An 11,080-nucleotide genomic window follows, 5' to 3' on the forward strand; every position below is an offset into this window, starting at 1 on the left:
GACAGTTGTTGTTCGCGCAAACCCGGGCCGGCGGCCGCGTAACTGTTAGTGCAGAAGGCGGCTCTGACCTACAATTCGAATAAGAAAAAACACTTTGTTGTGCCCGTCACACCGGCGCACCGATGCGGGCCAATGTTGTCCCTCCCATACGCACGATCAGGAGGAAGGACGTCTCCCATGACCCAAACCCTGCACAGCCCCAGTTGGTCCGAGCCCCAGCAGCCCGCCATGTCACCTTTCAAGCGTTTCGCGGCGCTTCCCGAAGCGGCCGGACTCTACAACCCGGAGCAGGAGAAGGACGCCTGCGGCCTCGCCATCATCGCCACGCTGCGGGGGGAGCCGGGGTACGACATCGTTGACGCCGCCCTGACAGCCCTGCGCAACCTGGAGCACCGCGGTGCCGTGGGCGCCGACGAAGGTACCGGCGACGGGGCCGGACTGCTCATGCAGATCCCGGACGAATTCTTCCGAGCCGTCACCGACTTCGAACTCCCGGCCGCCGGCCAGTTCGTGGTGGGCACGGCGTTCCTCCCGTCCGAGCAGCGCGAGTCCGACGCCGCCAAGGCCGGCATCGAAGGCCTCGCCGCGGACGAGGGCCTGACCGTCCTTGGCTGGCGCGAAGTGCCGATCGTGGCCGACCTGGTCGGGGCGATGGCCCGGGCCTGCATGCCGTACTTCTCCCAGCCGTTCTTTGCCTCCAGCACCGGGGAAGTGCTGGAGCGCAACGAACTCGACTCCCGCGCCTGGCGCATCCGGAAGCGCGCGCAGAACAAGTTCGGCGTGTACTTCCCGTCGCTGTCCTCCCGGACCATCGTCTACAAGGGCATGCTGACCACAGCCCAGCTGGAGCCGTTCTACCCGGACCTCTCAGACAAGCGGTTCAAGACCAAGCTTGCGATCGTCCACTCGCGCTTCTCCACGAACACCTTCCCGTCCTGGCCGCTGGCCCAGCCGTTCCGGACCATCGCCCACAACGGCGAAATCAACACGGTCAAGGGAAACCGGAACTGGATGCGTGCCCGCCAGTCCCAGCTCGCCAACCCGCTGCTGGGGGACTCGCCGGAAGAGCTGTACCCGATCTGCACGCCCGGCGCCTCCGACTCGGCCTCCTTCGATGAGGTCGCGGAACTGCTCTGGCTCTCCGGCCGGCCGATCACGCACTCGATCATGATGATGATCCCCGAGGCCTGGGAAAACCACGCCACGATGGATCCCGCCCGCCGTGCCTTCTACGAGTACCACTCGCTGCTCATGGAACCGTGGGACGGCCCCGCCGCCGTTTCCTTCACCGACGGCAGCCTGGTCGGCGCAACCCTGGACCGCAACGGCCTGCGCCCCGGCCGGTACTGGATCACCGAGGACGGCCTGGTGGTCTTCGCCTCCGAAGTCGGCGTGATCGACGTCGAACCCTCCAAGGTGGTCAAGAAGGGCCGTGTCTCACCCGGCAAGATGTTCCTCGTGGACACCGACGCCGGGCGGATCATCGACGACGCCGAGGTCAAAGCCGAGGTCGCGGCGGCCAACCCCTGGGCCGAGTGGCTCAAGGACAACCTCATCGACCTCAAGGACCTGCCCGAGCGCGAGCACGTGGTGCACACCGCCGCCTCGGTCAACATCCGCCAGCGCACCTTCGGCTACACCACCGAGGAACTGAAGATCCTGCTCGGCCCGATGGCCCGCACCGGCGCCGAGCCGCTCGGTGCCATGGGTTCGGACACCCCGGTGGCCGTGCTCTCCAAGCGCCCCCGGCTGCTCTTCGACTACTTTGTGCAGTCCTTCGCGCAGGTCACCAACCCGCCGCTGGACGCCATCCGCGAAGAACTCGTCACGTCGCTGACCTGCGCGATCGGCCCCAACGGCAACCTGCTGGACACCAAGCAGGTCCGCCAGCCGCAGGTTTCGCTGCCGTTCCCCGTGATCAACAACGACCAGCTCGCCAAGATCGCGAACATCGAGAACGCCGACGGCGACAAGGTCGCCATGAAGGTCCGCGGCCTCTACCGCCCCGAGGGCGGCGAGAACGCCCTCCGTGCCCGGCTCACCGAAATCTGTGAGCAGGTCTCCGGCGCCATCAACCGCGGCGTGCAGTACGTCGTCCTCTCGGACCGCGACTCGAACGCCCAGTGGGCGCCGATCCCGTCCCTGCTCCTTGTCAGCGCCGTGCACCACCACCTGCTGCGCAGCGCCAACCGCACCAAGACCGCCCTGGTGGTCGAGGCCGGCGACGTCCGCGAAACGCACCACGTGGCCGTGCTGATCGGCTACGGGGCCTCCGCGGTGAACCCGTACCTGGCCATGGAATCCGTGGAACAGCTCATCTCCACCGGCGACGTTCTTGGGGTCACCCCGCAGGACGGCGTCTACAACCTGATCAAGGGCCTCGGCAAGGGCGTCCTGAAGATCATGTCCAAGATGGGCATCTCCACCGTGGCCTCCTACACGGGAGCCCAGACCTTCGAAGCCCTGGGCCTCGGCCAGGACCTCGTGGACGAGTACTTCTCCGGCACGCACTCCCAGCTCGGCGGCGTCGGCCTCGACGTCATCGCGGCCGAGGTCGCGGCGCGCCACCGGATGGCGTACCCCGAGAACGGCATCGAGCAGCCCCACCAGGCCCTGATGGGCGGCGGCGAGTACCAGTGGCGCCGCGACGGCGAACCGCACCTGTTCAACCCGGAGACCGTGTTCCGGCTGCAGCACGCCACGCGTGAGCGCCGGTACGACATCTTCAAGTCCTACACCCGCGGTGTGGACGACCAGTCCGAGAACCTCATGACCCTGCGCGGGCTCCTGAAGTTCAAGGCCGGGCTGCGCCCCGCGGTCCCGCTCGAGGAAGTCGAGTCCGTCTCCAGCATCGTCAAGCGGTTCTCCACCGGTGCCATGAGCTACGGCTCCATCTCCCAGGAGGCCCACGAAACCCTGGCGATCGCCATGAACCGGCTGGGCGGCAAGTCCAACACCGGTGAAGGCGGCGAGGACGTGGACCGCCTGCTCGATCCCGAGCGCCGTTCCGCGGTCAAGCAGATCGCGTCCGGCCGCTTCGGCGTGACCAGCCTGTACCTGACCAACGCCGACGACATCCAGATCAAGATGGCGCAGGGCGCGAAGCCCGGCGAGGGCGGCCAGCTGATGGCTCAGAAGGTCTACCCCTGGGTGGCCCGGACGCGGCACTCGACGCCCGGCGTCGGGCTCATCTCTCCGCCCCCGCACCACGACATCTACTCGATCGAGGACCTCGCACAGCTGATCTACGACGCGAAGCGGGCAAACCCCTCCGCCCGCGTTCACGTCAAGCTGGTCTCCGAGGTCGGGATCGGCACGGTGGCTGCCGGCGTCACGAAGGCCAAGGCCGACGTCGTCCTCGTCTCCGGGCACGACGGCGGCACCGGCGCCTCGCCGCTGAACTCGCTCAAGCATGCCGGTGTGCCGTGGGAACTCGGCCTCGCCGAGACGCAACAGACCCTTATGCTCAACGGCCTGCGCGACCGTGTAGTGGTGCAGGTGGACGGCCAGCTCAAGACCGGCCGCGACGTCGTGATCGCCGCGCTGCTCGGCGGCGAGGAGTTCGGTTTCGCCACCGCCCCGCTGGTGGTCTCCGGCTGCATCATGATGCGCGTCTGCCACCTCGACACCTGCCCGGTGGGCGTCGCGACGCAGAACCCGGAGCTGCGCTCCCGCTTCAACGGCAAGCCCGAATTCGTGGTCAACTTCTTCGAATTCCTCGCCGAGGAAGTCCGCGAGATCCTGGCCGAGCTGGGCTTCCGGAGCATCGAGGAAGCGATCGGCCACGCCGAAATGCTCGACGCCCGCGAGGCGATCAACCACTGGAAGGCCGAAGGGCTGGACCTGGACCCGATCCTGCACGGACTCGAGTTCGACGACGACGCCCCGCTGCGCAACCTCACCGGCCAGAACCACGAGCTCGACAAGCACTTCGACCAGCGCCTGATCGGCATGGCCGCGGAAGCCCTGAGCGACCGCAGCCCGGTCAAGATCGCCGTCGACGTCATCAACACGGACCGCTCCGTCGGTACCATGCTCGGCCACGTGGTCACGAAGACGTTCAGCACGGACGTGCTGGCGACCGACACCATCGACATCACACTGACCGGCACCGCCGGCCAGTCGCTCGGTGCGTTCCTGCCCGCCGGCATCACGCTGCGGATGTTCGGTGACTCCAACGACTACGTCGGCAAGGGCCTCTCCGGCGGACGCATCATCGTCCGGCCCGACCGCACCAACGTCTTCCCGGCGGAGCGCAACGTGATCGCCGGCAACGTGATCGGCTACGGCGCCACCAGTGGCGAGATGTTCCTGCGCGGCCAGGTCGGCGAACGCTTTATGGTCCGCAACTCCGGCGCCACCGCGGTGGTCGAAGGAATCGGGGACCACGGCTGCGAGTACATGACCGGCGGCCAGACGCTCATCATCGGGCGCACCGGCCGCAACTTCGGTGCAGGCATGTCGGGCGGCACGGCCTACGTCCTGGACCTGCAGACCGAACGCGTCAACAAGCAGGCCCTGGAGGCCGGTGAGCTGCAGCTGCGCGAACTGGACGCCGAGGACCGTGACATTGTCCATGGACTGCTGGTGAAGCACTCCGAGGAGACCGAGTCGCTGCTCGCGGCCCGGCTGCTGGAGAACTTCGACGACACCGCAGCCCGCATCACCAAGGTGCTGCCGCGCGACTACGCGGCCGTCCTGCAAACCCGTCTTGACGCCATCGAAGAGGGCCTTGACCCCGACGGCGAAGAAGTTTGGTCTCGAATCCTGGAGGTGACCGGTGGCTGATCCACGCGGATTTCTGAAAGTACGTCAGCGCGAAACCCAGCCCCGCCGTCCCGTTCCGGTCCGCATCATGGACTGGAAGGAAGTCTATGAGGCCCAGGAAAAGGGAGTCCTCAAGGCACAGGCGGGCCGCTGCATGGACTGCGGTGTGCCGTTCTGCCACCAGGGCTGCCCGCTGGGCAACCTCATTCCCGAGTGGAATGACCTGGTCTGGCGGGACAAGGGCGAGGAAGCGATGGAGCGGCTGCACGCCACCAACAACTTCCCCGAGTTCACCGGGCGCCTCTGCCCGGCACCTTGCGAGGCGTCCTGCGTGCTCGGCATCAACCAGCCCGCCGTGACCATCAAGCAGGTCGAGGTCTCGATCGTGGACCAGGCGTTCGAGAACGGCTGGGTCAACCCGCTGCCGCCGGCCCGCCTCAGCGGCAAGACGGTCGCCGTCGTCGGTTCCGGACCCGCCGGGCTCGCCGTCGCGCAGCAGCTCACCCGCGTGGGCCACACCGTCGCCGTCTACGAACGCGACGATAAGATCGGCGGCCTCCTGCGGTACGGGATCCCCGATTTCAAGATGGAAAAAGAGCACGTGGACCGCCGGCTGGAGCAGATGAAGGCCGAAGGCACCCGCTTCCGGACCGGCGTCGCCGTCGGCACCGACGTGACGTGGGAGCAGCTCCGCCGCCGGTACGACGCCGTCGTGGTCGCCACCGGCGCCACCGTCCCGCGTGACCTGCCCATTCCGGGCCGCGAGCTCGAGGGCGTGCACTACGCGATGGACTACCTCGTCCCGGCCAACCGCGTGGTGGCGGGGGAGACGGTGGAAAACCAGATCAACGCCGCCGGCAAGCACGTGGTCATCCTCGGCGGCGGCGACACCGGCGCGGACTGCCTCGGCACCGCGCACCGGCACCAGGCCGCGTCGGTCACCACGCTGGCGATCGGCAAGCAGCCGCCGGCGGAACGCGCCAGCCACCAGCCGTGGCCGACGTTCCCCACTTTGTTCGAAGTTGCCAGCGCCCACGAGGAAGGCGGCGAACGCACCTACCTCGCCTCCACCGTGGAGTTCGTTGGCGAGAACGGCAAGCTCACGGGCGTGAAGGTGGCCGAGACGGAATTCGTCGACGGCAAGCGCCTCCCGAAGGCCGGCACCGAGCGGATCATCCCCGCGGACCTGGTCTTCCTGTCCCTCGGCTTCACCGGACCGGAGCCGGCCGGGATTACCGAGCAGGTCAGCGCCGAGTTCGACGGCCGCGGCAACGTGGCCCGCGACGGCTACTACATGACCAACACGGAAGGCATCTTCGTCGCCGGGGACGCCGGCCGCGGACAGTCGCTGATCGTCTGGGCCATCGCCGAGGGACGCGCCTGCGCCGCCGCGGTGGACAAGTTCCTGATGGGCAGCACCATCCTTCCGGCCCCCGTGGCGCCGACCGACCGGGCCATGGCCGTTCTCTAGGCCGCCTCCCTGCGGCCGCCGGTCACACCCACCAACAACTTCATCCATGCAATCGACTACTAGGGTAGGTATATGAGACGCGCTAAAATAGTGGCCACCTTCGGACCGGCAATCGCGAGCTTCGAGAACACTCTCGCGGTGCTGGAAGCCGGCGTCGACGTGGCCCGCATGAACATGAGCCACGGCGAGTACGCGGTGCACGACACCACGTACGAGAACGTCCGCAAGGCAGCAGGACAGCTCGGTAAGCCCGTCGCCATCATGGCCGACCTGCAGGGGCCGAAGATCCGCCTTGGCCGGTTCGTGGACGGACCGCACCTGCTGGCCGTCGGTGACACCTTCACCATCACCACCGAAGACGTCCCGGGCACCAAGGACATCTGCTCCACGACGCTCAAGAGCCTCACCGAAGACGTCAACCCCGGCGACGCCCTGCTGATCGACGACGGCAAGGTGGCACTCCGCGCGATCGACGTCGACGACGTCAAGGTGGTCGCGCAGGTGATCGTCGGCGGGTACGTCTCGAACAACAAGGGCATCAACCTGCCCGGCGTTGCGGTCAACGTTCCGGCGCTGAGCGAAAAGGACGAGGACGATCTGCGCTGGGCCATGCGCCGCGGCGTGGACATGGTTGCCCTCTCCTTCGTCCGGGACGCCTCGGACATCAAGCGCGTGCACGAAATCATGGACGAAGAAGGCCGCCGCGTCCCGGTGATCGCCAAGATCGAAAAGCCGCAGGCAGTCGAGCAGCTCCCCGAGATCATCGACGCCTTCGACGCCATCATGGTGGCCCGTGGCGACCTCGGCGTGGAACTTCCCCTCGAGGAAGTGCCGATCGTGCAGAAGCGCGCCATTGAACTGGCCCGCCGCTGGGCCAAGCCGGTCATCGTCGCCACCCAGGTGCTCGAGTCCATGATCGACAACCCGCGCCCGACCCGCGCCGAGGCCTCCGACTGCGCCAACGCCGTGCTCGACGGCGCCGACGCCGTAATGCTCTCGGGCGAGACCAGCGTGGGCAAGTTCCCGATCGAGACCGTCAAGACCATGGCCCGGATCATCGAATCCACCGAGGTCCACGGCTTGGAGCGCGTCCCCCCGCTGGGCACCAAGCCCAAGACCCGCGGCGGCGCCATCACCCGTGCCGCCGTCGAAATCGCCGACCAGCTGGATGCGAAGTACATCTGTACGTTCACCCAGTCCGGTGATTCAGCGCGGCGCCTCTCGCGGCTGCGTCCGATCCGGCCTGTCTTTGCCTTCACGCCGGTGGAGCAGGTCTGGAACCAGCTGGCGCTGACCTGGGGCATCATGCCGGTGTTGGTCCCGATGGTGAACCACACCGATGCGATGACCGCGCAGGTCGACCGCAGCCTGCTGAGCCTCGATGTCGTGGAGGACGGCGACATGGTGGTCATCGCCGCCGGATCGCCTCCCGGAAAGGCGGGTTCCACGAACATGCTGAAGGTCCACAAGGTGGGCGACCTGGCCGACGCCGGCAGCACCGGCGAAGCCGAGGTCGCCAAGGACAAGCTCGGCCCCTGGCCGGAAAAGAAGAAGAAGAGCGCTAAGGCTTAGCGGCTCAGTTTCAGACAAAAGGGAGGGTCCCCGCCACGTTTCACACGCGGCGGGGACCCTCCCTTTTTGTCTTTGGTAATCGGCCGGTCACGGCCGGGGCGCGGCACCTGCCGCTGCCCCGGATTCGGCGAGGCCGGCAAGGGCCTTCCGGAGCCGGGTGTCTGCGTCGTTTGCCACGTCCCGGACGGCAGCGCTGTCGCTGAGCTGGACCATTGTCTGGGGGTCGATGGCGTTGATGGTCGTTACGGCGTCGTCCTTGCCGCGGCGGACCACAACGTTGCAGGGCAGCAGCGCGCCGAGTTCAGGTTCGGCGGCGAGGGCACGGCTGGCCAGGGCTGGGTTGCAGGCACCGAGGATGACGTAGTCGCCGACGGCGGCGGCCGCGTCAGCGCCGAGCTTGGCCTCGAAGGTCGCGCGGACGTTGATTTCGGACAGGATTCCGAAGCCTTGTTCGGCCAGGGCGTCGCGGGTCCGCTGTACTGACTCTTCCCAGGGAAGTGGGAGAGTCACGGTGTGGGTGTAGCTCATGCGGTGCTCCTTTCGATGTCTTCGATGTCTCAGTGTATACCCCCGGGGGTGTTTGACTGCCCCGGGTGGTATCTGCAATGCTCGACGGGTCCCAGGTGATCCGGCCCGAAAGGGCATCAGCGGCCCGGTGGGCACCCCTTCAACCAGAAAGCGCCATGACTGACGCAACACGACGATTTCCGGCGGCCCTGTTTTCCCAGGGATCAGATCCGGATGCCCGGGTTCAGCCTCGCCAACGAACGCACCTTCCTGGCCTGGATTCGGACCTCACTGGCGCTGATTGCCAGCGGCGTCGCCCTGGATGCGCTGGGACTGAATCTTCAGGACGGGCTGCGCCTTTCGGCGTCCATTGTCCTCATCGCCGCCGGGGATTGCGGCGCCCGTGCAGGCCTGGTTTGGCTGGATGCAGATCGAGCGCGCACTGCGCCTCGACAGGCCGCTGCCGGCCGCCCGGCTCACATTCCCGATCGGGGCCGCCGTTTCGGTGGCGGGGATCCTGGTCTTCCTCGGCGTAGTCCTCGCCTGATGGCCGGCGGTGCTGAGTCCGAACGCAGCCAAGGCAGCCGTCCGTTCGACGCGGGACTGCAGCCGGAACGGACCGCTCTGGCCTGGCGCCGGACGGCGCTGGCCGTCTCCGTCGCATCCCTGGCGGCTTTGCGCATCCTGCCCGAGGTTTTGGGCTCGTGGGCGCTCATTCCGGCCGCGCTGGGGGCTGGCGTGTCATTGGTGGCGCTTGTTCTCACCCACCGGCGCTACCGCCGCATCCACACGATGCTTACGTCATCCGGGAGCGACAGGGTGGCGCTCAGCGGGGGAGTCTTGCCGGCCTTGATGGCCGGGGCCACCTTTGCCGGCGGAATCATGGCGCTCGTTGCCGCGTTGCGTCTCGGCGAGCATCTGGCGCACTAGCGTTAAACGGCCGGGACCCGGGAGGCTGCGGGTGCAGCCTCCCGGGTCCCGGGGAGAGTTGTGAGCTAGTTGACCTGGTTGATGATGGTCTCGGCGACCTCGCGCATGCTGAGGCGGCGGTCCATGGAGGTCTTCTGGATCCAGCGGAACGCCTCAGGCTCGGTCAGGCCCATCTTGGTGGTCAGGAGGCTCTTGGCGCGCTCGACGAGCTTGCGGGTGGCGAACTGCTCCTGCAGGTCGGTCACTTCGCTTTCGAGGGCTTTGATTTCCTCGTGGCGCGAGAGCGCAATCTCCAGGGCGGGGATGAGGTCGGCGGGGGTGAACGGCTTGACCACGTAGGCCATGGCGCCGGCGTCGCGGGCGCGTTCGACGAGTTCCTTCTGGCTGAACGCGGTCAGCAGGACCACGGGGGCGATCCGGGCCTTGACGATCTTCTCGGCGGCGGAGATGCCGTCCATGACGGGCATTTTGACGTCCATGAGGACGAGGTCCGGCTTCAGTTCTTCGGCGAGCTGCACGGCTTTTTCGCCGTTGTCCGCTTCGCCGACGACGTCGTAGCCCTCGCCCCGCAGGATCTCGATGATGTCGAGCCGGATGAGGGTCTCGTCCTCGGCGACAACCACGCGGCGCGCCGGCTTGGACGTGGGGTTTGACTCCGTCTGTTCTGACACGGGAACTCCTTGGAAAGGTACGGCGGGAACAGGACCATCTTAGGTTCTGTCCGCTGGTGTACTTGGACCGGTTATGTTCGATGCGGCGTCACTGGCGCGATTCTGGAATTCAGCCTATCTGCATGTAGAGTAATTTCGCGCACTGGAAGCGATCGCGTTGCTCACAGCACTGTGGCTGAGTGATTGTTACACCGGTGTACTCCGCGCCCGAGTGGCGGAATTGGCAGACGCGCCGCACTCAAAATGCGGTATCGAAAGGTGTGTGGGTTCGAGTCCCACCTCGGGCACGTGTTTTCCCTGTTCAGGGGCTTTTTGGATGTTTTTCGTGTGCACATTGTGCACACTCCCGCCTCTGATCTGATTTTCCGGGTGTGTGGGGACCCGGAAGGCCTATTCGGTTGTGTAGGGGAGCTGCTCTCTACGGCGGACCGGGTGCCCCTTTGCAGGGTCTCTTCTGGGTGTTCATTCTCGTTTGTCCTTCCGTTGGGCTTTCGTCTTCACCACTTCATGGTGGCTAGGGCCGCGTACAACATGACTTGCTGATTGTTCTTTAGACCGACCGAGGGTTGCGGCCGGTCCGGAATTTCCGCTCTGATACCTGTTCATGCAGGAATGCGGAGGGAACGGCATGACATGGCAACCGATCCGGAGCTGATCACGAGCTCGCTAAGCCTGGCCGGTGAGTAGGCGGGCCGGCCTCGAGGGCGATTTGCAGGAACCGGTGGGCTTCGCCGCCACGGTCTTCCCAAAAAGTTAACCCGCCGCCGCAGCCATCGTTTTCCCGTCATCGCCGCATCCGGCTTCTGGTATCCGGCATCGCTGCCCTCGCTGTTTTGGCGCTGGGGCTGGCCACGTTGCCCTCAATCAGATCCCGACGATCTTGGCCTCCGCGGTGTCAACGCGTGCTGGGCGAGCAGCGCGGCGACAACCCAGACCGGATCATTACCGATCGCCGGTGCCATCGAGGTGGTCGTTCGAGGATACGAGGGCGTATCAGGTGAGGAGTCCGGTCATCGTGTTGAATGTTCCGTTTCGCCCCCCTCACCGGGCATTTTGCGGGCGGGTCTTATGGGAATCGACCGACCGCGGGAACCCGGCGATCGTGACCTGGAAATTCTGGCTGGCACTTGCGCCGGTGAAGGACCGGCTCACAGGACCGTTG

At 66.5% G+C, this 11,080-nt stretch carries 7 protein-coding genes, 1 tRNA gene and 1 pseudogene; 7 read left to right on the forward strand and 2 right to left on the reverse strand.

Translation table 11 applies throughout. The features are described from left to right. Positions 1–177 precede the first annotated feature (177 nt). From gltB to pyk, 3 genes are all read left to right on the forward strand, one after another. A complete protein-coding gene (gene gltB, locus AC1DF4_RS16240) occupies positions 178–4,788 on the forward strand; it encodes a glutamate synthase large subunit (protein ID WP_476913845.1) in 4,611 nt (1,536 codons plus the stop codon). Then, positions 4,781–6,238, forward strand: a complete 1,458-nt coding sequence (locus tag AC1DF4_RS16245; RefSeq protein ID WP_476913846.1) for a glutamate synthase subunit beta — start codon at positions 4,781–4,783, stop codon at positions 6,236–6,238. The genes gltB and AC1DF4_RS16245 overlap by 8 nt, the downstream gene beginning before the upstream one ends. Positions 6,239–6,310: 72 nt before the next feature. Next, positions 6,311–7,810 (forward strand): pyruvate kinase, encoded by a 1,500-nt coding sequence (gene pyk, locus AC1DF4_RS16250; RefSeq protein ID WP_441407004.1) that lies wholly within the window; start codon positions 6,311–6,313, stop codon positions 7,808–7,810. 87 nt (positions 7,811–7,897) lie between these two features. Here pyk and AC1DF4_RS16255 read toward each other — a convergent pair whose 3' ends face one another. Further along, positions 7,898–8,338 (reverse strand): DUF302 domain-containing protein, encoded by a 441-nt coding sequence (locus tag AC1DF4_RS16255; protein ID WP_476913847.1) that lies wholly within the window; start codon positions 8,336–8,338, stop codon positions 7,898–7,900. Positions 8,339–8,551: 213 nt separating this feature from the next. Here AC1DF4_RS16255 and AC1DF4_RS16260 point away from each other — a divergent pair. From AC1DF4_RS16260 to AC1DF4_RS16270, 3 genes and pseudogenes are all read left to right on the forward strand, one after another. Beyond that, a pseudogene (locus AC1DF4_RS16260) lies at positions 8,552–8,647 on the forward strand (DUF202 domain-containing protein); the annotation flags it as partial. 73 nt (positions 8,648–8,720) lie between these two features. Next, positions 8,721–8,864, forward strand: coding sequence for a hypothetical protein (locus tag AC1DF4_RS16265; RefSeq protein WP_476913902.1), 144 nt, complete (start codon positions 8,721–8,723; stop codon positions 8,862–8,864). Continuing rightward, a complete protein-coding gene (locus AC1DF4_RS16270; RefSeq protein WP_476913899.1) occupies positions 8,864–9,247 on the forward strand; it encodes a DUF202 domain-containing protein in 384 nt (127 codons plus the stop codon). The genes AC1DF4_RS16265 and AC1DF4_RS16270 overlap by 1 nt, the downstream gene beginning before the upstream one ends. A gap of 65 nt (positions 9,248–9,312) precedes the next feature. On the opposite strand, the gene AC1DF4_RS16275 is transcribed toward AC1DF4_RS16270, so the two are convergent. After that, entirely contained in the window at positions 9,313–9,918 is a 606-nt protein-coding gene (locus AC1DF4_RS16275; RefSeq protein ID WP_024368455.1) for an ANTAR domain-containing response regulator, read from the reverse strand. A 205-nt stretch (positions 9,919–10,123) separates the two neighbouring features. Between AC1DF4_RS16275 and AC1DF4_RS16280 the strand changes: the two genes are divergently transcribed. Continuing rightward, a tRNA-Leu gene (locus AC1DF4_RS16280) sits at positions 10,124–10,205 on the forward strand. The last annotated feature ends 875 nt before the right edge of the window (positions 10,206–11,080 follow it).

The sequence above is a fragment of the Arthrobacter sp. 05N429 genome (assembly GCF_056397045.1).

What these genes read in the sequence shown, in the direction of transcription:
- AC1DF4_RS16255 (WP_476913847.1), bottom strand. Translation starts at nt 8,338, where the DNA reads ATGAGCTACACCCACACCGTGACTCTCCCACTTCCCTGGGAAGAGTCA.
- pyk (WP_441407004.1), top strand. Translation starts at nt 6,311, where the DNA reads ATGAGACGCGCTAAAATAGTGGCCACCTTCGGACCGGCAATCGCGAGC.
- gltB (WP_476913845.1), top strand. Translation starts at nt 178, where the DNA reads ATGACCCAAACCCTGCACAGCCCCAGTTGGTCCGAGCCCCAGCAGCCC.
- AC1DF4_RS16270 (WP_476913899.1), top strand. Translation starts at nt 8,864, where the DNA reads ATGGCCGGCGGTGCTGAGTCCGAACGCAGCCAAGGCAGCCGTCCGTTC.